Annotated in this window: 26 protein-coding genes; 15 read left to right on the plus strand and 11 right to left on the minus strand. The window is 69.9% G+C overall.

The annotated features are described in order from the left end of the window. Positions 1 to 60 precede the first annotated feature (60 nt). Both serS and PSS76_RS00190 read right to left on the minus strand, forming a co-directional pair. Positions 61 to 1,320 (minus strand): serine--tRNA ligase, encoded by a 1,260-nt coding sequence (gene serS, locus PSS76_RS00185; protein WP_013414497.1) that lies wholly within the window; start codon positions 1,318 to 1,320, stop codon positions 61 to 63. 30 nt (positions 1,321 to 1,350) lie between these two features. Next, the gene (locus PSS76_RS00190; protein WP_005516353.1) at positions 1,351 to 1,773 is read right to left on the minus strand and encodes an ankyrin repeat domain-containing protein; all 423 of its coding nucleotides are present in this window, start codon (positions 1,771 to 1,773) and stop codon (positions 1,351 to 1,353) included. A gap of 60 nt (positions 1,774 to 1,833) precedes the next feature. Between PSS76_RS00190 and PSS76_RS00195 the strand changes: the two genes are divergently transcribed. The 5 genes from PSS76_RS00195 (at position 1,834) to PSS76_RS00215 (ending at position 5,765) form a co-directional block, all read left to right on the plus strand. Further along, complete coding sequence (locus PSS76_RS00195) at positions 1,834 to 2,907, plus strand: septum formation family protein (RefSeq protein WP_005516357.1); 1,074 nt, start codon at positions 1,834 to 1,836, stop codon at positions 2,905 to 2,907. A 1-nt stretch (position 2,908) separates the two neighbouring features. Next, positions 2,909 to 3,259 (plus strand): metallopeptidase family protein, encoded by a 351-nt coding sequence (locus tag PSS76_RS00200; RefSeq protein WP_013414495.1) that lies wholly within the window; start codon positions 2,909 to 2,911, stop codon positions 3,257 to 3,259. Positions 3,260 to 3,389: 130 nt separating this feature from the next. Then, on the plus strand, positions 3,390 to 3,698 hold the full coding sequence (locus tag PSS76_RS00205) for a PE family protein (protein WP_005516359.1): 309 nt from the start codon (positions 3,390 to 3,392) through the stop codon (positions 3,696 to 3,698). Positions 3,699 to 3,741: 43 nt separating this feature from the next. Next, positions 3,742 to 4,974: a PPE domain-containing protein gene (locus PSS76_RS00210; protein ID WP_013414494.1), complete on the plus strand. Its 1,233-nt coding sequence runs from the start codon at positions 3,742 to 3,744 to the stop codon at positions 4,972 to 4,974. Beyond that, positions 4,971 to 5,765 carry an ESX secretion-associated protein EspG gene (locus PSS76_RS00215; RefSeq protein ID WP_081186149.1) on the plus strand — a complete coding sequence of 265 codons (795 nt, stop codon included), beginning with the start codon at positions 4,971 to 4,973 and terminating at the stop codon, positions 5,763 to 5,765. Before PSS76_RS00210 ends, PSS76_RS00215 begins: the two co-directional genes overlap by 4 nt. Before the next feature lie 4 nt (positions 5,766 to 5,769). Here the strand turns inward: PSS76_RS00215 and PSS76_RS00220 are convergent, their stop codons facing one another. Genes PSS76_RS00220 through PSS76_RS00230 form a run of 3 tightly spaced genes read right to left on the minus strand, consistent with a single transcriptional unit; the run spans position 5,770 to position 8,140 of the window. After that, positions 5,770 to 6,459, minus strand: a complete 690-nt coding sequence (locus PSS76_RS00220) for a histidine phosphatase family protein (RefSeq protein ID WP_013414492.1) — start codon at positions 6,457 to 6,459, stop codon at positions 5,770 to 5,772. Continuing rightward, entirely contained in the window at positions 6,456 to 7,370 is a 915-nt protein-coding gene (pheA, locus tag PSS76_RS00225; RefSeq protein WP_013414491.1) for a prephenate dehydratase, read from the minus strand. The genes PSS76_RS00220 and pheA overlap by 4 nt, the downstream gene beginning before the upstream one ends. Positions 7,371 to 7,426: 56 nt before the next feature. Then, a complete protein-coding gene (locus PSS76_RS00230; RefSeq protein WP_084847061.1) occupies positions 7,427 to 8,140 on the minus strand; it encodes a hypothetical protein in 714 nt (237 codons plus the stop codon). A 132-nt stretch (positions 8,141 to 8,272) separates the two neighbouring features. Here PSS76_RS00230 and PSS76_RS00235 point away from each other — a divergent pair, with 132 nt between their 5' ends. The 7 genes from PSS76_RS00235 (at position 8,273) to PSS76_RS00265 (ending at position 15,299) form a co-directional block, all read left to right on the plus strand. Beyond that, a complete protein-coding gene (locus tag PSS76_RS00235) occupies positions 8,273 to 9,034 on the plus strand; it encodes a DUF2470 domain-containing protein (RefSeq protein ID WP_005516371.1) in 762 nt (253 codons plus the stop codon). A 92-nt stretch (positions 9,035 to 9,126) separates the two neighbouring features. Continuing rightward, positions 9,127 to 10,512 carry a wax ester/triacylglycerol synthase family O-acyltransferase gene (locus PSS76_RS00240; RefSeq protein WP_013414488.1) on the plus strand — a complete coding sequence of 462 codons (1,386 nt, stop codon included), beginning with the start codon at positions 9,127 to 9,129 and terminating at the stop codon, positions 10,510 to 10,512. After that, positions 10,509 to 11,744, plus strand: coding sequence for a serine hydrolase domain-containing protein (locus tag PSS76_RS00245; protein WP_005516374.1), 1,236 nt, complete (start codon positions 10,509 to 10,511; stop codon positions 11,742 to 11,744). The genes PSS76_RS00240 and PSS76_RS00245 overlap by 4 nt, the downstream gene beginning before the upstream one ends. Positions 11,745 to 11,780: 36 nt before the next feature. Continuing rightward, positions 11,781 to 12,599, plus strand: coding sequence for a CPBP family intramembrane glutamic endopeptidase (locus tag PSS76_RS00250; protein WP_005516375.1), 819 nt, complete (start codon positions 11,781 to 11,783; stop codon positions 12,597 to 12,599). A gap of 184 nt (positions 12,600 to 12,783) precedes the next feature. Continuing rightward, positions 12,784 to 13,983, plus strand: a complete 1,200-nt coding sequence (locus PSS76_RS00255; RefSeq protein WP_080559334.1) for an LCP family protein — start codon at positions 12,784 to 12,786, stop codon at positions 13,981 to 13,983. Between the two features lie 63 nt (positions 13,984 to 14,046). After that, positions 14,047 to 14,592 carry a ferritin gene (locus tag PSS76_RS00260; protein WP_005516378.1) on the plus strand — a complete coding sequence of 182 codons (546 nt, stop codon included), beginning with the start codon at positions 14,047 to 14,049 and terminating at the stop codon, positions 14,590 to 14,592. Positions 14,593 to 14,750: 158 nt separating this feature from the next. After that, complete coding sequence (locus PSS76_RS00265) at positions 14,751 to 15,299, plus strand: ferritin (RefSeq protein ID WP_005516379.1); 549 nt, start codon at positions 14,751 to 14,753, stop codon at positions 15,297 to 15,299. Between the two features lie 74 nt (positions 15,300 to 15,373). Here the strand turns inward: PSS76_RS00265 and PSS76_RS00270 are convergent, their stop codons facing one another. From PSS76_RS00270 to PSS76_RS00285, 4 genes are read right to left on the minus strand one after another with little or no spacing between them, the layout of a single operon-like run. Then, the gene (locus tag PSS76_RS00270) at positions 15,374 to 16,288 is read right to left on the minus strand and encodes a DUF5926 family protein (RefSeq protein WP_013414485.1); all 915 of its coding nucleotides are present in this window, start codon (positions 16,286 to 16,288) and stop codon (positions 15,374 to 15,376) included. Positions 16,289 to 16,321: 33 nt separating this feature from the next. Beyond that, a complete protein-coding gene (locus PSS76_RS00275; RefSeq protein ID WP_022593329.1) occupies positions 16,322 to 17,086 on the minus strand; it encodes a glycerophosphodiester phosphodiesterase in 765 nt (254 codons plus the stop codon). Beyond that, on the minus strand, positions 17,083 to 18,012 hold the full coding sequence (locus tag PSS76_RS00280) for a DUF4328 domain-containing protein (RefSeq protein ID WP_084847062.1): 930 nt from the start codon (positions 18,010 to 18,012) through the stop codon (positions 17,083 to 17,085). The genes PSS76_RS00275 and PSS76_RS00280 overlap by 4 nt, the downstream gene beginning before the upstream one ends. Beyond that, on the minus strand, positions 18,013 to 18,360 hold the full coding sequence (locus tag PSS76_RS00285; protein ID WP_013414483.1) for a rhodanese-like domain-containing protein: 348 nt from the start codon (positions 18,358 to 18,360) through the stop codon (positions 18,013 to 18,015). It lies immediately after the preceding gene. 495 nt (positions 18,361 to 18,855) lie between these two features. Between PSS76_RS00285 and PSS76_RS00290 the strand changes: the two genes are divergently transcribed. Next, the gene (locus PSS76_RS00290) at positions 18,856 to 19,785 is read left to right on the plus strand and encodes an LLM class F420-dependent oxidoreductase (protein WP_013414482.1); all 930 of its coding nucleotides are present in this window, start codon (positions 18,856 to 18,858) and stop codon (positions 19,783 to 19,785) included. Positions 19,786 to 20,033: 248 nt separating this feature from the next. Then, positions 20,034 to 21,539, plus strand: a complete 1,506-nt coding sequence (locus tag PSS76_RS00295; RefSeq protein WP_064058630.1) for an MFS transporter — start codon at positions 20,034 to 20,036, stop codon at positions 21,537 to 21,539. 66 nt (positions 21,540 to 21,605) lie between these two features. Here the strand turns inward: PSS76_RS00295 and msrA are convergent, their stop codons facing one another. Both msrA and PSS76_RS00305 read right to left on the minus strand, forming a co-directional pair. Then, the gene (gene msrA / locus PSS76_RS00300; RefSeq protein ID WP_044990247.1) at positions 21,606 to 22,274 is read right to left on the minus strand and encodes a peptide-methionine (S)-S-oxide reductase MsrA; all 669 of its coding nucleotides are present in this window, start codon (positions 22,272 to 22,274) and stop codon (positions 21,606 to 21,608) included. Between the two features lie 9 nt (positions 22,275 to 22,283). Continuing rightward, the gene (locus tag PSS76_RS00305) at positions 22,284 to 23,474 is read right to left on the minus strand and encodes an acyltransferase family protein (protein ID WP_064079671.1); all 1,191 of its coding nucleotides are present in this window, start codon (positions 23,472 to 23,474) and stop codon (positions 22,284 to 22,286) included. Between the two features lie 236 nt (positions 23,475 to 23,710). Between PSS76_RS00305 and PSS76_RS00310 the strand changes: the two genes are divergently transcribed. Then, positions 23,711 to 24,340, plus strand: a complete 630-nt coding sequence (locus tag PSS76_RS00310; RefSeq protein WP_013414479.1) for a superoxide dismutase — start codon at positions 23,711 to 23,713, stop codon at positions 24,338 to 24,340. The last annotated feature ends 90 nt before the right edge of the window (positions 24,341 to 24,430 follow it).

Genomic DNA, 24,430 nt, shown 5'->3' on the forward strand with positions numbered 1-24,430 from the left:
TGAAGGGTCCCTTCATGCGCTCGCAGCGCATGAAGGGACCCTTCAGCTGTAGGCGGAAAACTACGGCGCCGTCAGCACCTCACGCCCGACGAAGGGCACGAGCGCAGCCGGGACACGCACGGAACCGTCTGCCTGCTGGTGGTTTTCGAGGATCGCAACGAGCCAGCGGGTGGTGGCGAGGGTGCCGTTGAGGGTTGCCGCGGTCTGCGGCTTGCCGTTCTCGTCGCGGTACCGCACGCTCAGGCGGCGCGCCTGGTAGGTGGTGCAGTTCGACGTCGACGTCAGCTCGCGGTAGGCCTGCTGCGTGGGAACCCAAGCCTCGCAGTCGAACTTGCGGGCCGCGGACGATCCGAGGTCGCCACCGGCGACGTCGATGACGCGGTACGGAAGTCCCATCGCGTCGAGCATGTCGCGCTCCCACGCGAGCAGGCGCTGATGCTCGGCGTCGGCGTCCTCCGGCTTGCAGTAGGTGAACATCTCCACCTTGTCGAACTGGTGGACGCGGATGATGCCGCGCGTGTCCTTGCCGTAGCTGCCGGCCTCGCGGCGGAAGCACGACGACCAGCCCGCGTACCGCTTGGGGCCGTTCGACAGGTCGAGGATCTCGCCCGAGTGGTAGCCGGCGAGCGGGACCTCGGAGGTGCCGACGAGGTACAGGTCGTCGTCGGCCAGGTGGTAGACCTCGTCCGAGTGCTGGCCGAGGAAGCCGGTGCCCTGCATGACCTCGGGGCGCACCAGCACCGGCGGGATCATCATGGTGAATCCGTTGGCCATCGCCTTCTGCGCCGCCAGCTGCAGCATGCCGAGCTGGAGCATCGCGCCGAAGCCGGTGAGGAAGTAGAACCGCGAGCCCGACACCTTGGCGCCGCGCTCCATGTCGATCAGCCCCAGCGACTCACCGAGCTCGAGGTGGTCCTTCGGCTCGAAGTCGAACGTCGGGATCTCGCCGACCGTCTCGAGGGTGATGAAGTCGTCCTCGCCGCCGGCCGGGGCGCCGTCCTGCACGATGTTGGAGATCGCGCGGTGCGCCTCGTCCAGCTTGGCCTGCGCCTCGTGCTGGGCGGCCTCGGCGTCCTTCACCTTCTGCGCCAGTTCCTTGGAGCCGGCGAGCAGTGCGGGACGCTCCTCGGGTGAGGCCTGCCCCACCTTCTTGCCGAACGCCTTCTGCTCGGCGCGCAGCGTGTCGCCGGCCAGGATCGCGGCGCGGCGGGATGCATCGGCCTCGAGCAGCGCGTCGACCAGACCGGGGTCTTCGCCGCGGGTGCGCTGCGAGGTGCGGACGGCGTCGGGGTTCTCGCGAAGGAACTTGAGGTCAATCACGACCACAAACCCTACTTGGTTACGCCGCGCTCATTCCGGCTGCTGCCCCAATATCCGCAGATAGTCCTCGCGTCCGAACATGCGTGCGGCGTCGAGCGCCGACGGCTGACCGGCCGCCGCGTCGGCTCCGGCGGCCACGAGGGTGGCCACCACGCCGTCCTCACCCTTGAAGACCGCGCCCGCCAGCGGCGTCTGCCCACGGTCGTTCGGTCGGTTCACGTCGGCACCACGGTCGACGAGCGCACGCACCGTGTCGGCGTGCCCGTGGTACGCCGCGAGCATCACCAACGTGTCGCCGCTGCCGTTGGTGAGGTTCACCGGGACACCGGCGTCCACGTACTGCGCCAGCGTGGCCGCGTCGCCGGTGCGGGCCATGTCGAACAACCGACCCGCCAGCTCCTGCACGTCCGCGGGCTCCCCGCCGTCGCGCCGATCGGGAGATTCCTCACTCATGCCCCACGAACCTACGCCGAAACTTCGGCAACCGCGCCCGATGCGGGCATTATGTAGGCGATGTCCGACGAGCAACCGCAGCCGACTCCACACCCGGAGCGGGGCCGACACCTGTCCGCGCCCGTGACCAGGCGCGCTCTCGCGCTCGTCGCGATCGGTGCGGTCCTGGCCGCGATCGCCACGATCTTCCTGGCCGGCGGCTTCGACCGGGGCGAGAAGCTTCCCGCGCACACCAGCACGGTGGGGCCGCAGCCCACCGGCGCCGTCGCCGGTGACGCGTTCGGTTCGGCCACGACCGGTGACTGCCTCACGTGGTCCGAGGCCGACGCGAGCGACCTCGAGCAGGTCGACTGCGCGCAACCGCACCAGTTCGAGGTGGCCACCGACATCGACCTCAGCCTGTACCCCGGCATCGAGTTCGGCCCCGGTGCCAAGTTCCCGGGCGTCCTGCGCTTCTCCGAACTGCGCGACGAGCAGTGCGCACCGGCCGTCAACACCTACCTGAACGGGCGTTTCGACCCGAAGGGCAAGTTCAGCGTCGGACTGATCAATCCCGGCGAGGCCGGCTGGTCGGCCGGCGAGCGGACCATCCGCTGCGGTCTGCAGTTCTCCGGCGTCACCGGCACGCTGCTGCCGTTCCAGGGCCTGGTCGAGCAGCAGGACCAGTCGAAGGTGTGGGAGACGGGTACCTGCGTCGGCATCAACCAGAACGTGCCGTCCGACCCCGTCGACTGCGCCCAGCCCCATGCCTTCGAGGTGGTCGGCGTGATCGACCTGGCCAGCCAGTTCCCCGGCGGCATGCCGTCGGTCGAGGACCAGGACCGGTTCCTCGAGAAGGCGTGCACCGACGCCAGTACCGGCTACCTCGGGTCGCCCGATGTGCTGCGCGACAAGACGCTCACCCTGTTCTGGGACAACCTGGACCTCGACAGTTGGCTCGTCGGCAGCCGCAAGATCAACTGCTCGATCGGCCAAGAGGTCGACGGCACCGGCTTCGCCACCATCGTCGGCAGCGCCAAGGGCGACATCCTGATCAACGGTCAGGCGCCGGTCCCGCCGCCCGCTGCCCCCGACGGACGTTCGGTGCCCACCCCGCTGCCCGGTGCGGCGCCGCTGCCGGCCCCCGGCGGCTGACATGACGGTGACCATGACGGCCGACCGCTTCGAGGAGCTGGTCTCCGAGGCGCTCGACCTCATCCCGCCGGAGTTGGCCCGCGCGATCGACAACGTCGTGGTGCTGGTGGAGCCGCGCAACGACGAGGAACCGACCCTGCTCGGGCTCTACCAGGGCATCGCGCTCACCGAGCGGGACAGCCACTACGGCGGCGCGCTGCCCGACACCATCACCATCTACCGCGACGCGATCCTCGACGTGTGCGAGACGGACGACGACGTCGTGCACGAGGTCATGGTGACGGTGATCCACGAGGTGGCGCACTACTTCGGCATCGACGAGGACCGCCTGCACGAGCTCGGCTGGGGCTGACCCCCGCCCAGGACGAGTTTTCGTCGGTTTCACATGGAACCGACCGGCCTCCTCCGGCGTCCAACCAATCGAGGAACAAGCCTGCCGCTGGTTCCGGTTGCCGCCGTCCCGAGCCGAGGAGTGCACCGCCATGTCGGACCACGTGTATGTCGACCCCGACGTCCTCCTCGCAGCGGCCGGAGAAATCGAGGCGCTCGTCACGCGCCTGCAGACCTCGCTCGCCGTCCACTCCCCCGCGCTGAACGTCGCGCCGTCCGGCGCCGAGGAGGTGTCGGTACTGGCCGCCGGCTACTTCAACCGGCTGGCGGGCAGCTTCGGCGCCGCTACGAGCCGCGGGATCGAGGAACTGGCCGCAGCCGCCGCGATGCTCCGGGCACAGGCCGCCGCCTATCGCGAAGAGGACCGGACACTCGGCACCTCGCTCATCACCGGCATGTGACGCCGCACCCCACCCGTCAGTCGATCTCGAGGAGAAACGCAGCATGACCATCGGTGTCACCGGCGTCGTCTGGATGCCGCGCGGGGCAACGGTCAACTCGACCACACTCTCGGCCGGGGCCGGCCCGGTGCCACTCGGCGCGGCGAGCCCGGCCTGGGCGGCGCTGTCGGCGAGCCTCGCCGACGCGGGCGCCACGCTCAACCGGGTGATGACGGAACTGCGCGCGGGTTGGGAGGGGGTGGCCGCCGACGCCGCGCTCGCCCGGCTCGCACCGTTCACCGCGTGGGTCGAACAGTCCGCCGCGCTCGCCGCGGAGACGTCGACCAAGGCGTCCACCCAGGCCGGGTCGTACACGACCGCGGCGATGACCATGCCGAGCCTGCCGGAGATCACTGCGGTGAAGGCCGCCAAGACCGCCGCGTACAGCACCGGTGGCGTGGTCAACGGTTCCGCGGCCGCCGCCGAGGCCGCCGATCGCGCGATGGACTTCCGGGCCGGCGTGGTGATGGAGGTGTACGAGGCGGCGTCGAGCATCGTCACGACACCGGAGACGTTCACCCAGCCACCGCCGCTCAGCAATGGCGCGACTGCCGGGCTCGACGCCGGCGACGCGGGCGAAGTGTCTCGGCGCCGGCTCGAGGACGATTTCCGCACCGACCCGGTCGGCACGGTCGCGGCGGTCGCGACCGCGTTCGTGCAGAGCCCGGGCGCGGCGACGGCGGCCTCGCAGATCGGCTCCGCCGCCGGTGCCGTCTCCTCCGCCACGTCGGCGGCCGCCAACATCGGTGGTGCGGTCCTCGGCGGGTTCAGCGGGGGCGCATCCGCGCTGTCGGGCACCGGCCCGGCCGGCACCACCGGGGACGCGCGTCCGGCCGGATCCCGATCCGGCGCCGCCGGTGCGTCCGGCCTGTTCGGTCCCGCGGCATCCCGGGCCGCGGGGATCGGCAGCGGAGCAGGTGCCGCCCTGCCCGAAGGGTGGACGCAGGCCGGGCAGCTCGACGGCTCGGGTGCACGCGGCGGCACCGGCCACGGCGGGGCGGCCGCGGGGCCGGGATCCGTCGCGCCCTCCGACACGGTCCGCACGGACGCCGCAGCTGCCACCGCCCGGAACCAGGCCGCCGCGGGTGCCCCGGCGATGGCGCCGCGCGGAGCGGCCGACGCCGACGACCCCGCCCACAACACTCCGGACTACCTGCGGAGCTTCGAGCACTTCACCGACGGCCGCACGGTGATCCCGTCGGTGATCGGCGCCGACGCGGACGAGGACGGGCGGTGATCGACTTGGGCATCGACCCCGTGGGCACCGTGCTGCCGTCGGCGGCACTCACCGTCGACGAACTCGATCTGCTGGTCCATCTGCTGGACGTCGACGTGCTGCCTGTGGTGCTCGATGCCGGCTCGCGCTTCGACTCGGTGCCCGCACGCGACGCCGCGTTCGACCGCGCGCACGCCACGCTCACCACGGCCGGACTGCTCGACGGAGGGTCCGTGCACCCGGACCTGGCGCGGTGGCTGCGGGTCCTGGCCCGGCCTCGCGGGGAGATCGCGGCCCGCCGGTTCGCCGCCGGCACCATCGCGCGGCTGTGCCTGGCCTTCGACGACGACGGCGCCGTGCTGGCGCTGCGCAGCGGCGACTCGCTCACCCTGCAGCACGTGCAGCACGACCTCGCCGGGCCGGTCGCGCAGGCCCTCGGCACCGCCGATGCCCTCGCCTTCGGTGTGGTCAATCGGCCCACGGAGATGCTCGGCGCGGCCTTGGACCGTCTCGCCGACCCCGATCGGGCCGCCGCGGAACTGGCCGGAATCGGGGTGCCCGCCGCGGACGCCGCGATGATCGGACCGGCGTTGGCCGGGTGCCCCGTCTTCACGGAGATCGTCGGCATCGTCCACGAGGACGGGCGCCCCGACCTGATGCACGGGCCGGTCACGGTATTCGACACCGCGGCCGGGCGGATCGTCGGCACCACCAGCATCGCCGCCGACGGGAGCCGCTGGACGTCGCTGAGCCCCGGCCACCCCGGACGGCTGCGTCAGGCCCTGGTCGGCCTGCTCGACGAACTCGTCTGAGCCGTCAGCCCATCGGGTCGTCGGTGGCCGCGGCCGCCTCGGGCTCGAACCACGGCCGCTGCGGGGTGGCATCGAACGGCGGATCGTAGGTGCCCCAGCGGACGCACTGCCAGCCGATGTCCGTCGGCACCAACTCCACGGACGACGTGTTCTCGAGGTGCCGGTCCGCCGCGAAAGCGCCCGGCACACCCGACAGATAGGCGGCGACGAGCCGGATCGCGGCGCCATGACTGACCACCACGACGTCGCCACCGGCCCCGCCGTCGAGGTACTCGCCACGCAACTCGTCGATCACGGGCACGTAGCGTTCGACGACGTCGTAGCCCGACTCTCCACCCGGGATGCGCGCCGACAGATCGCCGGTGTGCCACGTGTGGAACACCTTCGCGAACATTCGGTGCGATTCGAGGTCGGAGCGGTCCTCGAGCTCGCCGGCCTGCGCCTCGTGCAGCCCCTCGCGCACCTGCAGCGTGATGCCCGACTCGGTCTCCACGAATCCCGCGGTCTCCCGCGCGCGCAGCGCCTGCGACGACACCAGCGCCGTCGGCGGGCGCAGCGCCAGCCGCGAGCCCAGCGACTGCGCCTGCGTACGCCCCAGGTCCGTCAACCGCGCCCCGGGCAGCCGGGTGTCGAGCCGACGCTCGACGTTGGCCTCCGTCTGACCGTGCCGGACCAGGATCAGCCGCCCGCTCATGCGCCGGCCTCCCCGCGGCGCAGCCGCTCGAGCCAGGCGGTGTCGTCGGCATCCGGCATCGGTGCGCCGCCTCCGGGCACCGCCGAGGGCCACGACCCGAGGAACCGGACGTCGCTGAAGCGATGCAGCGCCTTGAGCGCCTCCGCGACAAGGCCGTCGTCGATGTGTCCGACGCAGTCCAGGTGGAACAGGTAGGTCCCGAATTCCTTACGGGTGGGCCGGGATTCGATCCGAGTGAGGTCGATGCCGCGGGTGGCGAACTCGGTCATCGCGCGGACCAGCGAACCCGGCACGTTGTCGAGGTGCAGCACCACGCTGGTGCGGTCGTTGCCGGTGCGTGCCGGCGCCGGTCCGGGCTCGGTGACGAGCACGAACCTCGTGCGCGCCCCCTCGTAGTCGGCGACACCGGACGCCAGCGCCGTCAGCCCCAGCCGTTCGCCCGCCAGCGCGGTGGACACCCCCGCGTCGGCGACACCGGCCGCGACGTCCTCGGCCGCGCCGGCATTCGATGCCGCCGGTTCGACCACCGCGTTCGGCAGGTTCCGGTCCAGCCAGCCCTGCACCTGGACGGTCGCGACCGGGTACGCGCGCACGGTCCGGACGTCGTCGAGCGTGGTGCCGGGGCGTCCGACGATCGTGAAGGCGACGTCGAGTTCGGTCTCGGCCATGATCTGCAGCCGGTCGCCGAGCGCGAGCGCGTCCATCGTCGGCCGGATGGATCCCTCGACGGAACTCTCTATCGGGACGACGGCGCCCGCGACCTCGCCGCGGCGCACCATCTCCAGCGCCGCGGGCTGGCTGACGGCGGCGATCCGTTCGACCTCTCCGTCGAACGTTCCGGCCGCCTCGAGCTGGGCGAGGGCCATCTCGGTGAAGGTTCCGGTGGGTCCGAAGTACGCGATACGTGGCACGCCTACGAGATTACGCACTCGGCCGCGGCGCACTTCCGCGATCGGTCCCGGTTCCGTTACAGCAGACCGGCGTCGGCGAGCACGCGGTCGACCTCGTCCGCATCGGCAACCTCGATGCCGAGCAGCACGCCGCGCACCGCCTCGGCCGCCTCCGGGTTCAGTGCAGCCAACGCCGTCGCATCCGGTGCCGCGAGGGCGGTCCGAACGTCGTCGCCGCGCAGCGACGCGACCGTACCGGCGAGCAGCGCGAGGACCTCGGCGCCGTCGTTCGCGCGGGCGACGAACCCGACGGACGTGTGGGTGAGCACCGCGAGGAAGTCGGCGACCACGTCGGCCGGCTGACCGGCGACGAGTCCGGGGCTGTGCCCGGCGTCGGCGAGGAGCTGCGCCGATTCGGCGAGCGTCGGGCCGGATTCGTCGGGCGCGACGAAGACGGCGACCGGCGCGGACAGGCTGAGTTGGAGGGCGTCGTCGACCTGCTCGGTGGTGCAGTCCACGTGGTACCGGACGGCGCGGTGATCGATGGAGCTCTCGAGTGCCCGGGGTTCGACGTCGAGCTCGACGACCAGGGTGCCCGCATCTGCGTCGGTACCGACCGCGGAGGTGAGCACGGACGCGGCCACGATCGGGTGGCCGGCGGTGACGGAGTTGCGAACGGCGGCCGGGACGGCGGCCTCTCGCCGCTGATGGAGCAGCCCCGCGACGAGCGGCTGCGGCTCGCTGTTGCGGGACGGAAGAGTCGGCATCGACAGGGACACAGGGATCGACACACCACCACGTTAGCCCGGACCGGCGACAACTCCCGCTTCCGCGCCTGGGGGTTGCCCATCACCACCCGAGGAATTAGCTTAGGTTTACCTAAACAAACCGAGCTCGCGTCCCACGAACCGAAGGATGCCGTCATGACCCGCACCACCGGACCGTCCACCGCCGAACGCGTACGCAGCGCGAGCGCCCGCGCCACCGACGCCGTCCTCGCCGTCGCCGGCACCGACCCCGTCGTCACCTCGCTGCACCACCTGCGCGGCGACGGCACGGTGGTCGTCGTGGCCCCGTCCGACGCGGCCGTCACCGCGCTGGCCTGGCAGTACGGTCCCGGCGGGCTGCCGGCGGTCCTCGAACTCACCGACTACGCACCGCTCGCACTGCGGGAACCCGTGCGCTCGCTCGTGTGGTTGCGGGGCAACCTGGTCGCGTTGCCCGACGAGCGGGCCCGGCAGCTCGCCGACGCCGTCGCGGCCGAGCACCCCGATCCCGCCCTGCTCGACCTCGGGCACGGCGCCGCACTGCTGACCCTGCGGCTCGAGTCCGCCGTCGTCGCCGACAGCAGCGGCGCCGAGTCCGTCGCGATCGACGCCCTCCTGGCCGCCGCACCCGACCCGTTCCAGGACGTCGAGACCGTGTGGCTGCAGCACCTCGAGGAGGATCACGCGGACCTCGTCGAGATGCTGGCCCGGCGCCTGCCGTCGACCCTGCGCACCGGTCGGGTGCGTCCGCTCGGCATCGACCGGTACGGGGTCCGCCTGCGGATCGAGGGCGCATCCGGAGATCACGACGTCCGTCTCGACTTCACCGAACCGGTCGGTGACGCGATGGCCCTGAGCCGGGCGCTGCGGATCCTCGTCGGCTGCCCGTTCGTGAACGGGTTGCGGGCGAGGCACTAGTTCCTTGCGGGTCGGTCACCGGAGACCGAACCCGCAGCCGATCCGCCGCCACGGGTGTACAGAGAATCTGTGAGCGGACGTAGCGGTGCGCGATGACGGTGATGCAGCCGGTGGATCTGGCGCTCCTCGTCGGGGAGATCGGTTCCCGAACGCTGCACATCGGAGTGTTGCTGATCTTCGGCCCCTCCCCCGACGGGTCCGACAGCGTCGCGGCCGACGCCTACCGGAAGGCGCTCCTCGCCGAGTCCGCGCAGTCGGCGCTGATGGAGATGCCCGTCCTCTCGTACAGCACCGGCGGCCTCCCCGTGTGGCGATCGGCCGAGCGCATCGACATGGGCCGGCACCTGCAGCGACTGGCTCTACCGCACCCCGGGGACGAAACCGAACTGTTCGCACTGGTGGCCCGACTGCACGAGAACCGCCTCGACCGGTCCCGGCCGATGTGGGAGGGCTACCTGATCGAGGGTCTCGCCGACGGCGGGTTCGCCCTCTACGGGAAGATCCACCACGCGACGCTGGACGGGATGTCCGGAATCCGGATGATCGAGCAGTCGCTCACCACCGACCCGTCCCGCCGCGACATGCCGCTCCTTCTCGCCCCGGAGGCCGCACCCGCACCGCAGGCCCGGCGTCGACGGAATCCACTGAGCCTGGTCGGTAGCGGTCTGACCGCGGTCGCCGACGCCGCGGGCCTGGCGCGCCGCACCACGGTCGGCGCGGCGGACTGGATCGGCCGCGCGATCACCACCGAATCGACGGTTCTGCCGATGCGCGCCCCGCACACGGTGTTCGACGGCAGGATCCGCCCGGAACGCGTCTTCGCCGGCCGGTCCTGGCCCAAGAAGAGGTTGCGGGCAGTGCAACGCGCGACGGGCGCGACGGGCAACGACGTCGTCCTCGCGATGTGCGCGGGCGCTCTGCGCAGCTATCTGGTGACGCGGGACGCGCTGCCGACGTCGTCGCTGGTGGGTCTGGTCCCGATCGCGCAGCGCCGACGGGAAGACGCGGCCGGCGGCAACGCGTTCGGACTGGCGCTGTGCAACCTCGGCACCGATCTGGACGACCCGCACGAACGCCTCGACCGGATCCGCCGTTCCATGATCGACGCGAAGCGCCGCGTCCGCGCCGCCGGGGCCGGTGCGTCCGTGATCGCCGCGATCCCGACGCTCGCATCGAACGTCGCACGTATCCTGCCGTTCGGCGACCTGTTGCCGCCCAGCTACAACGTCGTCATCTCGGACATTCCCGGTCCCGGGGCTCCGCTGTTCTGGAACGGCGCCGAGTTGCAGCACATGTACCCGCTGTCGATCGTGTTCGACGGGACCGGGCTGAACATCACGATCTGCCGGTACGCCGACCGCGTCGACTTCGGCGTCCTCGCGCATCCGGAATCTGTGCCGGACCCCGGGTGTTTTACGGATGAGATCGAGATTGCACTCGGCGATCTCGAACGACCATCGGAAGTGCATTCGTCATGACTGCCGCAGTACCTCGGCGCGCCTCGGACGGGGATCCGCGCCGGAAGCCCGGCGAGCCGGCGTATCGACCGCCGACGACGATGCTCGTCGACCCGCGCTTCGAGGCGCTCGCGACACAGTTCTTCCACCTGTTCCATCGCACCCGCGACGGCGGCGGCGCCCTCGCCGTGTACCTGCACGGCCGGCCGGTCCTGGACGTGTGGGCCGGGTGGGCGTCACCGATCCGCAAGTGGGACTCGGAGACCGTCACGCTGTCGTTCTCGACCGGCAAAGGTGTCGCGAGCACGGTGTTGCACCGCCTCGCGCAGCGCGGGCTCGTCGACTACGACACCCCGGTGGCCGCCTACTGGCCCGAATTCGGGGAGGCCGGCAAGGAGTCGATCACCGTCCGTGAACTGCTCAGTCACCGCGCCGGACTGCACCGGATCCGCGGCCTGGTGCCCGGCCGACTCGCGCTGCTCGACCACGACCGGGTGACCGCGGCCCTCGCCGCGGCCGTCCCGGACCCGCGCCGCACCAAGATGCCCGGTTACCACGCCGTCACCTACGGAACGTTGATCGCGGAACTGACCGCACGGGTGGCGGGCAAACCGTTCACCGAACTGGTCCGCACCGAGGTCGCCGAACCGCTCGGCATCCCCGAGTTCTGGTTCCAGGTTCCCGAATCCGAGAAGGCGCGCATCGCGAAGGTCTTTCCGCACATCAACCCGTTCGGAGTGCCGTGGGGGCTGACGTCGCTGACACTGTCGCGGGTGCCGCGCCTGAAGGACATCGCCGACGCCGGCATGCCGGAGGGCTTCGACCTGCTCGTGCGCAACCCCACGATCCACGATTTCGTCATGCCCGGATGGAACGGGGTGTTCAGCGCCCGCGCGCTGGCCCGCATGTACGCGGCGTTCGCGAACGACGGCGTCGTCGACGGCATCCGATTCCTCGAACCCGACACGATCGCGCAGCTCAGCGAGGTGCAGACCCGTGCGCGCGACTACGTGCTGGGCATCCGGATGAACTGGCGGCTCGGCTACCACGCCGCGCTGGTCGCGGCCCGCACCCAGCACTCGGGCGCGTTCGGGCACTACGGCATGGGCGGGTCCGGCGCCTTCGCCGACCCCGACACCGGACTGTCGGTGGCCTTCGTGACGAACCGGCTCGGCAACGCGGTGACGCCGTTCGCGGACCTGCGGCTGCCGAGCCTCGGCGCCCGCGCCGAATCGCTCGCCCACAACCTCTGACAACCTCTGACACCGATAGCGGCTAGCGTCGGCGAGGTGATCACCCGCACGACCGTCGACTCGTGGCTCCGGCCTGCCTCGCCGACTCCGTCCGCACCGCCGCTGGGCGCCCGCGAACGCCGCGCCCTCTGGTTCGAGATCACCATCGTGCTGCTGGTCACGTTCGGGCTCAACGGGGTCTACAGCATCCTGTCGCTGCTCGAGTCGGCGCTGCAGCCGGGTGGTCTCTCGGACCAGGCGGTCGCGCTCAACCCGTCCCGGTCGACGCAGTCGTTCATCGACCTGGCCCGGCAGCTGCTCGGTGTCGTCAAGCTCGCGGCGTGGGCGGCGCTGGGCCTGTACCTGCTGTGGCGCAGCGGCCTCGGCCCCCGCCGAATCGGTCTCGGGCGGACGCAGCTGCGCGGCGGGATCCTGCCCGGCGTCGGGCTGGCCGCCCTGATCGGGCTGCCCGGGCTGGCGTTCTATCTCGCCGCCGTCGCGCTGGACATGAACCTCACCGTCCTGCCGAGCACCATCGACGACCACTGGTGGCGCCTGCCGGTGCTGGTGCTGTGGGCGATCGCGAACTCCGCCGCCGAGGAGATCCTCGTCGTGGCGTACCTGATCTCGCGCCTGCGCCGGCTCGGGTGGAGCGAGAACTCGTCACTGCTGGCGTCGGCGCTGCTGCGCGGCAGCTACCACCTGTACCAGGGACTCGGCGGCGGTCTCGGCAACATAGTCATGGGGTTGATCTTCGGCCGCTACTGGCAGCGCACCGGCAAACTGTGGCCACTGGTGATCGCGCACGCCCTCATCGACGCCGTCGCCTTCGTGGGCTACGCACTGCTGCGCGGGCACCTGTCGTGGCTGCCCTGACCCCGGTTCGCCGTCGTCGTGCGTATTCTCGGATGTCGTGAACGGCGAGACCCCCGACAGACGTCAGCCGGGCCCGCCGCACCGCGGCCGGCCCCAGCCACCGCGCAACGTCCCCCCGCCCCCGCCGCCGCGTCGGGGCGGGCCGCCGCCGCAGCGTCACCCACAGCAGCCCGAGGGCACACAGATCATCCGCCGCGACGGGCGGCACGGCGGTCCCGCTCCGCGTCCGGAGCCGGCCCGCGCCTGGTCGCAGGCACCGGAACCGCAGGCGTACTCGCAGTCCCGCGGATCCGGTCACGCACCGACCCAGACGCCGCGCCCGTACGCCGAACCACGCCGGATCCCGCCGGCGCCGCGCAATCCGCAGCCGCCTGCGCCGCCTCGGCCCCCGGCCGCGCCGGCCGAACCCCCGAAGCAGCGCCGACCACGCAAGCGCGGCACGTGGCTGCGCCGCGTCGCGTTGACGCTCGTGGTGCTGCTGGTCGCATCGGTCGGCGGTGTGGTCTTCCTCGACACCAAACTGAACCGTGTCGACGCCCTCGCCGACTACCCGGGCCGCGTCGCGGACACCCCGGGTACCAACTGGCTGCTGGTCGGCTCGGACAGTCGCGCCGGCCTCTCGGCCGAGGAGGACCGGCAACTCGCCGCCGGCGGTGACATCGAGGGCAAGCGCACCGACACGATCATGCTGGTGCACATTCCGAAGAGCGGCGCCACCACGATGGTGTCGATCCCGCGCGACTCGTACGTGAACATCCCGGGCATGGGTCGCGGCAAGATCAACGCCGCGTTCTCACAGGACGACGGCGAGCAGGTGCTGGTGCAGACGGTCGAGGAGGCCACCGGTCTGCACATCGACCACTACGCCGAGATCGGCTTCGGCGGTTTCTCGGGCATCGTCGACGCGCTCGGCGGCGTCGACATGTGCGTGCCGTATCCGATCGACGACCCGCTGGCAGGCATCAACCTGCAGGAGGGCTGCCAGGAACTGACCGGCCCGGAGGCCCTCGGCTTCGTCCGCAGTCGCGCGACGGCGATGGCCGACCTGGACCGGATGAACAACCAGCGGGCGTTCATGAGCGCCCTGCTGAAGAAGGCGACGTCACCGTGGACGCTGGTCAACCCGTTGCGGTTGTGGCCGATGATGACGAAGACGGCCAATTCGCTGCAGGTGGCCGAAGGCGATCACCTGTGGAATCTCGCCGGCCTGGCGTGGGCGCTGCGCGGCAAGATGGTGACCACGACGGTCCCGGTCGGCGGCTTCGACGTCGTCGACGGCTGGGGCGACGTGCTCCTGTGGGACCGGGAAAAGGCGTCGGAATTCTTCGAGGCTCTGGCAAATGACCGACAGGTTCCCCCGAGCCTCCTCACCGGCGCACCGTGATGCTCGTCGCTGTCCCGACAGCGACGGCACTACGACGGCATTGCGGGCGGTAATGTTCCGTATATGACTGACGCGGCACACACCAGCGAGTTCCATCGATTGTTACAGGCCCAGATCCGCAACGAATTCACTGCCTCCCAGCAGTACACCGCGGTCGCCGTCTACTTCGATTCGCATGATTTGCCGCAGCTCGCCGGTCGCTTCTACAGCCAGGCCGCCGAGGAACGCGACCACGCGATGATGATGATCCAGTACCTGATCGACAACGACCTGCCGGTGACGGTGCCCGGCGTCGACGACGTCGTCACCGAGTTCGCGTCCGTCCGAGAACCCGTCGCCCTCGCCGTCGCGCAGGAGAAGACCGTGACCGAGCAGATCACGCGCCTCGCCCGCACGGCCCGGGACACCGGCGACTACCTCGGCGAGCAGTTCGTCCAGTGGTTCCTCAAGGAGCAGGTCGAGGAGGTCGCCAGCATGACGACGCTGCTCACCATCGTCGATCGCGCCGGTGACAACTACTTCAACATCGAGGACTTCGTGGCCCGCGAGATGAGTTCCGCGGTGACGGCGGACTCCACGGCGCCCCGGATCGCCGGCTCGGGCGCCTGACACCCCTTCGCTGCAATTGCCGACATCCCCGGCAATTGCAGCGAAACCGAACACCGGGACAGTCCGCCGAATTGAGGCAACACTAATTGAGGCAATACTAGGCTTAATTAGGTTCCGCTTGGGTGACAATTCGATCCACGCGCCTATATCGTGGCTCCATGAGTGCTGCAGACGATTCGCATCGGACGAAATTCCACGCACTTCTCCACGACCAGATCCGCAATGAATTCAATGCGTCGCATCAGTACCTCGCGACCGCTGTGTATTTCGACAATGCCGATCTTCCCCAGTTGGCCCGCCACTTCTACAAGCAGGGCAACGAGGAACGCAATCACGCGATGATGATCATCCAGTACTTCCTGGATCGGGACATCGCTGTCGAACTCACCGGGGTCGACCCCGCGCGGTGCAGTTTCGACGGCGCCCGGGAGCCCATCGCGCTCGCCCTCGCCCAGGAGAAGGCCGTCACCGAACAGATCGTGACCCTCGCGCGGACGGCCCGCGACGACGGCGACTATCTGGGCGAACAGTTCATGCAGTGGTTCCTCAAGGAGCAGGTCGAGGAGGTCGCGCGCATGACGACGCTGCTGACCATCGCCGATCGGGCCGGGTCCAACCTGTTCGATCTCGAGGACTTCGTGGCCCGGGAGATGCGCAGCGTCGACGACGCCTCGGGCGCCCCTCCGGCCGCCGGCGGCACCATCTAACTGTCGAAACAGCTGAAGGGTCCCTTCATGCGCTCAGAGCGCACGAAGGGACCCTTCAGCTGTTCGGAAACACCTCAGCGCAGGGTGACCTGACGGCTGCGCAGGCCGTCCCGCGCTCCGCGCTCCGCCACGGTGAGCGGCGCGTCGGTGGCCAGTGCCTCGGCGAGACGCTCGCCCAGTTCGGCGGTCGCAGCCGCCCACTCGTTGACGTGCTTCTCCGGATCGAGGTCGAAGACCGGGACCAGCAGGCCGTGCGTACGGAACGACCCGGCGAACCGCGAACCCTCACCGAGATGCAGCGCGCCGGCAGCGTGCACGCGAGCGAGGGCGAGCATCAGATCGTCCTCGTCCTCGGGGCGCACCCAGCGCAGGTGGGCCTTCTCGCCGGCGTCGACCCACCACGCGGCGACGACGCCGTCGGCCTCGAGACGCGCGGACGGCATGATCGCCTGGTTCGCCTGCACGACGGTGGCAGCGACGTCCGGGGTCGGCTCGACGCCCTCGGGGATCCACCAGTCGAAGGTCTGGTGGACGGTGATCTCGGGGAGCGTGTCGGCGACGAGGACATCGGCCAGGCGCGGGCCGCCGGCCTGCGGGTCGGCGAAGGCCAGCGACGTGCCGGGCTCGGCGGTCTGCGCCCACGTCACCGCGGCACCGAGGTCGGCACCCGGGTCGGCCGTGTGCGCCTGGACCTGCAGGCCCACGTAGCGGCCGGCGGTGCCGGCCTCGTCGCGCACCAGCGCGGCGACGGCACCGGGCAGGACGGTCGCCGCGGTCACCGGGGTGGCGGTGTCACGGACCGGGAGTTCGACGAGTGCGGACGGCACGAACTCGCGCAGCGCGACGAGATCGCATTCGACGGCAAGGCCCTCGAACGGGCGGGTCGGCGCGGCGACCTCCGCCTCGCGTTCGAGGCGGCGCTGCTCGAGCTTCTCGGCTCGGTTGCTGCCCGGCTTGGGACCACTGTTTCTCTTGCTCTTCTTACCCACGAGGCCAAAACCTACACGGACGCGACGGTTCGCTCAGCCGCCCAGCCAATTCTTGGTGCGTCCCGGATGGTTGGTGGCGACCCAGCTGACCCCGAGTTCCCGGCACAGCGCGACGTCCTGGTGATCGTCGACGGTCCAGCAGTAGGTGGCGCGGCCGGCGGCGGCCGCCTTGTCGACGATTTCGGGGTGCTCGCGCAGTGTCTTGATCGACGGCCCCACCGCGGTGGCCCCGACGGTGGTGGCGGCGCCGCCGCCGAGATATCGCGACGCGTCGCCCAGCAGGACCGTCGGGAGAAGCGGCGCGGATCGGCGGATCCGCCACACCGCGCTCGCCGCGAACGACATCACCACGGCCCGCGAGTGGTCGGCGGACGCGGGGGCCGCCAGTCCGAACCGGGCCAGTTCCGCGAGCAGTTTGCTCTCGACCAGACCCCCGTAGCGGACGGGATGCTTGGTCTCGATGAACAGCTTGGTGGGCCGCGACGTCCAGTCGAGGACCAGCGTGATCAGGTCTGCCAGCGTCAACAGGCCGGCGGGCTCGTCGCCGTCGCCGTAGTCGAGTTCGCCGAGCGAGCTCAGTGTCATCTCGCTGACCACACCCGTGCCGGACGACGTCCGGTCGACCCGGCGGTCGTGGACGCACACCAGGTGGCCGTCGCGGGTGAGCCGCACGTCGCACTCGAGTCCGTCGGCGCCCTCGGCAAGGGCCAGTTCGTACGCGGCGAGGGTGTGCTCGGGGCGGGAGGCGGAGGCGCCGCGGTGTGCGACGACGAGTGGTCCACGGCGGTCGGGGCTCATCCGGCCATCGCCTCCTCGGGCCGCGGGACGTTGATCCAGCGGGTGACGGGGTGCGGCCGACCCAACAGGTCACGCCCGTCCAGCCGCCGGATCACGAGCAACGCCAGCAGCGCCGTCGCGACGCCGACGGCCGCGGTGACCGCGGCCAGCACGACACCGTCCGCGCGCGCCTGCAGCGAGTCCTGGTTGCGCCACACCACGTTTCCCACGACGAGGACGCCGCCGGTCACCCAGGCCGTCCACCAGAGGCGGATCGCGCGCCGCAGGCGGCGATCGTCGCCGGCGATCTCGCGGAGGTACACGGCGGGCATCACCAGATTGAGGCCGGGCACGAGCACGCCGACGAGAATTTCACGCAGCGGGCGGGGATCGGTGAGCCCGCGGTCGGCGAAGACGCGGGCGCGTTCGACGTGCAGCCGGCAGGCGACCGCGACGGCCGCGGCGACCGCGACCAGCGGCCCGGACAGCTGCGTCGACCACACCATCGCGTCGGAGATCGCGAGGGTGAGCGGATCCACGAGCCGGACGCGGTTGAAGACGAGCAGCCCGTAACGGAAGGCCTCGGCGAGGGTCGCGAGGCCGAACACGAGGGCCGTGCAGGCGAGCAGGGTGGGCGCGAGGTCGGCGACGGCGTCGGTGCGGCGGGCCGGCGCCTCACGCTCGTCCGGCGGCGGATCCAGCAGGCCCCAGCGCGGGATCTGGCGGTAGCGCGGGGTGGGGCCGGGGGCCGTGCCAGTCCGGCGACGCACTTCGGGTGGGTACGGGCTGCGGGCCACCCAGCGGAAGTTGCGGCCGGCGACCGGCGCCGGTCGCCGCGTGTCGACGGGAGAGAGGAGGACGCCCTGGCAGCGTGGACACCACTGTGCGGGCGCACCGGCCACCGGCCACTGCGACGCGCACCGGGCGCACACCTGGACGACGGTCATCTAGAAGATCTTCGGTGTATCGGGATGGTCGTCCGACGTCAGCGGGAGCCCCGCGACCTGCCACGCCACCATGCCTCCGTCGACGTGATAGGCGTCGAAACCGACGGAGTTGAGGAACTCGACGGCGACGATCGAGCGGCCACCCTGCCGGCACACGACGTACACCTCGGCGTCGATGTCGATCTCGTCCATGCGGGCCGGGAGATCGACGACCGGGATGTGTTGCGCGCCCGGCGCGTGGCCGAGTGACCATTCGTCGTCTTCACGCACGTCGAGCAGCACGACGGTCCCGTCGCGCTCCACCGGGAGGTCCGTCACGTGCACTGTCGGAACGTGTGGAGAGGTCACACCGTCGATTCTGGCACGACCCCCCGTCGCAGGAGGCGCGTCCGGCGTTACGCCACGGTCGGGTTCGTGACCGGACCGAGACTGTAGTGGAGATCACAGCACCGAAATGAGTATTCAAATGTGACCTGCACCACTTGCGCTGAAGAGTTATCCACAGTTTCCACAGGCTCATCCACAGTTCTGAACAACTTTCGCGGCGATCATCCACAGGTCAGCGCCATGCTGTGGGTGATTCGCTGACAACTGTGCACCGTGGGACTCGCGGCAATCCACAGCCTGTGTGGATTCACCCCCTCTGCGGACTGCCGCGAGCCGGCGCGGACCGGAACTCCCACCCGGGACGCGTGCCCACGTCCCGCCCCCGAGTTCCGGCCCGGCCTCCCCCCTCCGTCGGGACGCTCCCATCCCGACATCTGCTCTGACGCGGCGGCGGGCGAATCGGTTCCCTCGGCGTCCGACGCACGTCACACTCGCAGGTGCGGCACAGTGGACTGTATGGACCTGAGAATCTTCACCGAACCGCAGCAGGGCGCCACCTACGACGATCTTCTCGCGGTGGCGCAGGCCGCCGAACAGTGCGGGTACGACGCCTTCTTCCGGTCCGACCACTACCTCGCCATGAACGTCGAGGGCCTCCCCGGCCCGACCGACGCATGGATCACACTCGCCGGACTCGCGCGCGACACGTCGACGATTCGCCTCGGCACGCTGGTGACGTCGGCGACGTTCCGCTACCCCGGTCCGCTCGCGATCTCGGTCGCCCAGGTGGACGCGATGAGCGGAGGACGGATCGAACTGGGCCTGGGCGCCGGTTGGTACGAGGAGGAGCACCGCGCGTACGGCATCCCGTTCCCGCCGCTCGGAGAGCGCTTCGACCGCCTCGAGGAGTCGCTCGCGATCATCACCGGACTGTGGCAGACGCCGGAGGGACAGACGTTCACTCACGAGGGCAAGCACTTCCCGATCACCGACTCGCCCGCCCTGCCCAAGCCGGTGCAGTCGCCGCGTCCGCCGATCGTGATGGGTGGGATGGGCAAGAAGCGCACGCCCGCAATGACGGCCCGCTACGCCGACGAGTTCAACCTGCCCTTCGTGTCGGTCGACGACACCGTCGCGCAGTTCGGACGAGTCCGGGAGGCGTGCAAGGCGATCGACCGCGACCCCGATGCGCTCGTCTACTCCAACGCGCTGGTGCTGTGCTGCGGACGCAACGACGAGGAAATCGCCCGCCGCGCCGCACGCATCGGCCGTGAGGTCGACGAGCTGCGCGAGAATGGGCTGGCCGGCACCCCGGCCGAACTCGTCGACAAGATCGGCCGCTACCGCGAGGCCGGATCGCAGCGCATCTACTTGCAGATGCTCGATCTGGCCGACCTCGACCACATCGAACTGGTCGCGTCGGAGGTCATGCCCCAGATCGGCTGATCCGACCGACGAACAACCGACCGACAACTTCACCAATCGGGCATAGCAACGGCCGCAAGGCTTTTGCGTCACCGAAGCACCACACGAGGTGCGCATCCGGATCCGTCGGGTGCGCACCTCGCCGTTTCCCCGCCCCCCCGGAACAAAGTGTTCCGTTGAACGGGAGGGCTATCTGTGATCTCGTCCGCGCCATCTGTAATGGGACGTCACTCGTGTGACTCGGACCACATTTTGCAGAAAGGCGTTACATGTCAGGAACTCTCGGCACCGCGGCCACCAACCCGCGCGCCGCATCCGGAAGCGGCTGGACCCCGCGGCTCGTCCTGTCCCTGGTCTCGATCGCGCTCGTCCTCGAAATCGTCTCGCTCAGTTCGACGATGGCCGCGGTCGCCATGATGCCCATCGGTGAGCACTTCGAGACCGATCAGGTCGCCTGGGTGACGACGGCCTACCTGCTCGCCGCCGCCGTGGCCTGCCCGCTGGCCGGCAAGCTCGCCGACATCCACGGCAAGCGCAAGGTGTTCCTGATCGCCATGGCCATCGCCGCCGTCGGCGCGCTGATGTCCGCGGTCGCTCCCAGCTTCCTGGTCCTCGTGATCGGCCGTGGCCTGTTCGGCGTGCTCATCGCCTGCATGTTCCTGGGCTTCTCGCTGATGCGAGACGTCTTTCCGCCCAAGACCCTTGCGCTCGCGGTGAGCATCGCGGCCGGCGGCATGGGACTGATGACGATTCCGTCGCCGTTCATCACCGGCCTGCTCGTCGATGCGTGGGGATTCCGCTCGCTGTTCTGGTTCCTGCTGATCGCCCTCGCGGTGCTCGCCCCGCTGGTCATGCTGACCACCCCCGAGTCGCCCGTCCGCAACAACGCGCGCCTGGACTACCTCGGTGGCGCGCTGCTCGGCGGTGGCCTCGCCACGATCCTGGCCGGCATCAGCTTCGGCCCGTCGTGGGGTTGGACCGACGGCGGCACCCTGCTGATGCTCCTCGGCGGCCTCGCGCTCATCGCGATCTGGGTGCCGATCGCACTGCGTACCACCGACGCGATCGTGGATCTGCGCTTCTTCCGTCACGGCCCGATGCTGCGCATCTGCCTCTCCGCAGGATTCGCGTACGGCACCATCTCCCTGTACGCGACACTCGTCCCGATCATGTGCATGACGCCGTCCGTGCTCGGCCTGGGCTACGGCTTCGGTGTCGACGCGAAGGGTGTCGGTCTGCTCCAGATCCCGATGGGCCTGGGCAGCGTCATCGCCGGCATCGTCGTCGGCCGAATCCTGCGCAGGACCTTCCCCACCCTCACCCTTGCGGGCGGTGCGGGTCTGCTGTTGCTCGGCTCCGTGTTCACGGCGTTCTGGCACGTCGGCAAGGTCGAAGTCCTCTTCGGCATCCTGCTGTTCGGCCTCGGTATGGGCGCCACCACGGCGTCGATCCCGAACCTCACCATCGCCTCGGTGCCGCCGTCGGTCCAGGCGTCGATGTCGAGCATGGTCCAGGCGTCGCAGACGCTGATCGCCTCGATCATGCCGGTCATCGCGTTCGCGGTGCTGAACTCCAACGTCGCCACCGCAGTCGACGGGTACGGCTTCTACACGGACGGCAGCATGAGCGTCGCCTACCTGATCTCGGCCGCGTCGTCGCTGGTCGCGATCGTCATCGTGCTGACCCTGCACCGCCGTCACAAGCAGATCACCGAGCAGGTCGCGGCCCAGACGGCCGCCGAGGTCCCCACCAGGGAACCGGTCGTGGCCGCCTGATCAGCGCCCGCACGGGACCGGCGCCGACTCCCTCGGCGCCGGTTCCACGGATCAGGAAACCCCGGCTCAGGCTCCCAGTCCCACAGGACAACTCACGCCGGTCGCGTGGACGGGGCAGTAACCGCCGGGATTCTTGGCGAGGTACTGCTGGTGGTAGTCCTCGGCGTAGTAGAAGGTGTCGAGCGGGGCGATCTCGGTGGTGATCTCGCCGTAGCCGGCGGCCGCGAGCCGCTTGCCGAACGCTTCCGCCGTGGCTCGCGCGGTCTCGGCCTGTTCGTCCGATTCGGTGTAGATCACCGACCGGTACTGGGTGCCGCGGTCGTTGCCCTGGCGCATGCCCTGAGTGGGATCGTGGTTCTCCCAGAACTGCTTGAGGATGCCCTCGTACGAGATCTTCTCCGGGTCGAACACGACCAGCACCACCTCGGAGTGTCCGGTACGACCCGAGCACACCTCCTCGTAGGTGGGATTCGGTGTGAAGCCACCCGCATAACCGACGGCGGTCGAATACACGCCGTCCAGTTCCCAGAATTCCTTCTCCGCACCCCAGAAACAGCCCATGCCGACGACGGCGGTCTGCATGCCGTCGGGGAACGGCGGCCGCAACGGGTGCCCGTTGACGTAGTGGGCATCGGGAACGGGCATCACGGCGTCACGACCGGGAAGCGCCTGATCCTGGGTGACCATCACGGATTTCGTACCGGCAGGGGCGAAGAGGTCATCGAACCAAGACATAGTCCGATGCTACGCGCGGTCGCGGTTCGCCACCGGATCGTCAGCCGGCTCCGTGGGCCCGGCCGGCTCGGTCCGCCCGGTCGGCCCGGTCGGCTGGGTCGAGGTGGTGGCGCCACGTCTGGTGCGCTCGGTCAACCATCGGGCCGCCGGTACCTCGACCCACCTGTACAGCGCCTCCGACACCAGAGCCGTGACCACCAGGAAGGCGACCACCGCCCCCGTCCGGCCCAGCGGACCGACGGCGTTCTCGTACACCCGGTACAGGATCAGCGTGTGCACGAGGTAGATCGCGTAGCTGCGAGTCGCGGTCCAGCGGACGACCGTCCAGCGTGTCGGGCTGCCGCGCCACCGTCCGAGCGCCACCACCAGCACGGTCACCGCGGTGATCGTCCACAGGTAGCGGTCGCCGGCCCAGTAGACCCGGATGTCGGTGGCGAGGCGCACCACCTCGATCTGCGCGAGGACGCCGACGACGATCCAGCGCCACGTCGTCAGCCGCGCCCACCACAGGTACATCAGCTGCCCGAGGAAGACGGCCGGCAGCGTGGCCGCGACCTTCGACAGCATCGGCACGGTGTACGGGTGCGGCGCGTAGAGGTTGTAGAGCAGCACCAGCGCGCACGCCGCAGCACCGACGAGCGGGACGGCGACCGGCCGCGTCCGCAGCACGGGGCGCATCGCGACGCAGTACACGTAGAACAGCACCTGCACGACCAGCGTCCAGGTGACCCCGAGCACCGCGACCTCGGGTTTGAGGAAGAAGCCGCCGAGCACGAAACTGAGCGCGGCCTCGACGTTCGAGACCCCCTGCTGCCCACTGAACATCCCGTTGATACCGAAGCGGACCAGCAGGATCGCGGCCGCGATCGCGACCCAGAACGCGGGGAGCAGGCGGCCGATCCGGTCGAGCAGAAATCGGCCGGGTGCGTGCCGGATCGCGGATCTGGTGATCACCGCGCCCGTCAACACCATGAATATCGCAACGCCGACGAACGACAGATGTTGATTGAGACCGAGCCCCTCGACGAACACCGCGTAGACGCCGTCGATCAACCACCAGCCGTCACCGAGATCGTCGATCAGATAGAAGGAGATGTGCGAATAGATCACGGCGAGCACCGCGATGGCGCGCAGGAGATTTGCCCCGGTCAGTTCGACACGTGGCGCCCTCTCGACACCCGGGGATGAAGCGGGCGTCACGGAAGGCACCGCTCGATATTAGTGTTCCGTTCACTTCGCGTTCCAATTTCGGGCGCCGACCGTAATGTCCGACACACGCGAAATCGACCAAATTGAGGGTGGCCGAACTTTTTTGTGAGGGCCTTCCCACCTGAGCGGTCTGGTTGCGCAGGGTGTACCAATGAGATTGGGTTATCCCCGAGCACGATTCACGAATACACACGTCAGGGCACCACGCCCGCAAAGAAGGGATTCTCGTGTCTGTCTACACGCTGCCCGATCTGCCGTACGACTACGCCGCTCTCGAGCCCCACATCTCCGGCAAGATCATGGAGCTCCACCACGACAAGCACCACGCCGCCTACGTCGCCGGCGCCAACACCGCCCTCGACAAGCTCGCCGAGCTCCGCGAAGCCGACGCACTCGCCCCCGTGGTCAACCTGCACGAGAAGAACCTCGCCTTCCACCTCGGCGGCCACACCAACCACTCCGTGTTCTGGAACAACCTCTCCCCCGAAGGCGGCGACAAGCCCGAAGGCGAACTCGCAGCCGCCATCGACGACCAGTTCGGCAGCTTCGACGCCTTCCGCAGCCACTTCTCCGCCAACGCCAACGCCATCCAGGGCTCCGGCTGGTCCATCCTCGCCTGGGACTCCATCGGCCAGCGCCTGATCATCGTCCAGCTCTACGACCAGCAGGGCAACATCAGCATCGGCCTCACCCCCCTGCTCATGCTCGACATGTGGGAACACGCCTTCTACCTCGACTACCAGAACGTCAAGGGCGACTACGTCAACGCCTTCTGGAACATCGTCAACTGGGCCGACGTCGCCGACCGCTTCACCAAGGCACGCACCCAGACCACCGGACTCATCGTCCCCGCCTGATCCGACGCGCGTCAGCGCTCCGGATCATCCGACGGCGCCGCTCCCCTCTCGGGGGTGCGGCGCCGTCGCGCATTCCCACCCCTCCCCTCC

This window comes from Prescottella sp. D32 (genome assembly GCF_037287305.1).
In the GTDB taxonomy this organism is placed as follows: Bacteria; Actinomycetota; Actinomycetes; order Mycobacteriales; family Mycobacteriaceae; genus Prescottella; species Prescottella equi.

Bases quoted from the DNA above. Each gene is read 5' to 3' on its own strand.
- PSS76_RS00220 (WP_013414492.1), bottom strand. From the start codon at position 6,459: ATGAGCGGGCGGCTGATCCTGGTCCGGCACGGTCAGACGGAGGCCAAC.
- PSS76_RS00195 (WP_005516357.1), top strand. From the start codon at position 1,834: ATGTCCGACGAGCAACCGCAGCCGACTCCACACCCGGAGCGGGGCCGA.
- PSS76_RS00295 (WP_064058630.1), top strand. From the start codon at position 20,034: ATGTCAGGAACTCTCGGCACCGCGGCCACCAACCCGCGCGCCGCATCC.
- PSS76_RS00265 (WP_005516379.1), top strand. From the start codon at position 14,751: ATGAGTGCTGCAGACGATTCGCATCGGACGAAATTCCACGCACTTCTC.
- PSS76_RS00280 (WP_084847062.1), bottom strand. From the start codon at position 18,012: ATGACCGTCGTCCAGGTGTGCGCCCGGTGCGCGTCGCAGTGGCCGGTG.
- msrA (WP_044990247.1), bottom strand. From the start codon at position 22,274: ATGTCTTGGTTCGATGACCTCTTCGCCCCTGCCGGTACGAAATCCGTG.
- PSS76_RS00290 (WP_013414482.1), top strand. From the start codon at position 18,856: ATGGACCTGAGAATCTTCACCGAACCGCAGCAGGGCGCCACCTACGAC.
- PSS76_RS00235 (WP_005516371.1), top strand. From the start codon at position 8,273: ATGACCCGCACCACCGGACCGTCCACCGCCGAACGCGTACGCAGCGCG.
- PSS76_RS00275 (WP_022593329.1), bottom strand. From the start codon at position 17,086: ATGAGCCCCGACCGCCGTGGACCACTCGTCGTCGCACACCGCGGCGCC.
- PSS76_RS00240 (WP_013414488.1), top strand. From the start codon at position 9,127: ATGACGGTGATGCAGCCGGTGGATCTGGCGCTCCTCGTCGGGGAGATC.
- PSS76_RS00200 (WP_013414495.1), top strand. From the start codon at position 2,909: ATGACGGTGACCATGACGGCCGACCGCTTCGAGGAGCTGGTCTCCGAG.
- PSS76_RS00210 (WP_013414494.1), top strand. From the start codon at position 3,742: ATGACCATCGGTGTCACCGGCGTCGTCTGGATGCCGCGCGGGGCAACG.
- PSS76_RS00190 (WP_005516353.1), bottom strand. From the start codon at position 1,773: ATGAGTGAGGAATCTCCCGATCGGCGCGACGGCGGGGAGCCCGCGGAC.
- PSS76_RS00205 (WP_005516359.1), top strand. From the start codon at position 3,390: ATGTCGGACCACGTGTATGTCGACCCCGACGTCCTCCTCGCAGCGGCC.
- PSS76_RS00260 (WP_005516378.1), top strand. From the start codon at position 14,047: ATGACTGACGCGGCACACACCAGCGAGTTCCATCGATTGTTACAGGCC.
- PSS76_RS00245 (WP_005516374.1), top strand. From the start codon at position 10,509: ATGACTGCCGCAGTACCTCGGCGCGCCTCGGACGGGGATCCGCGCCGG.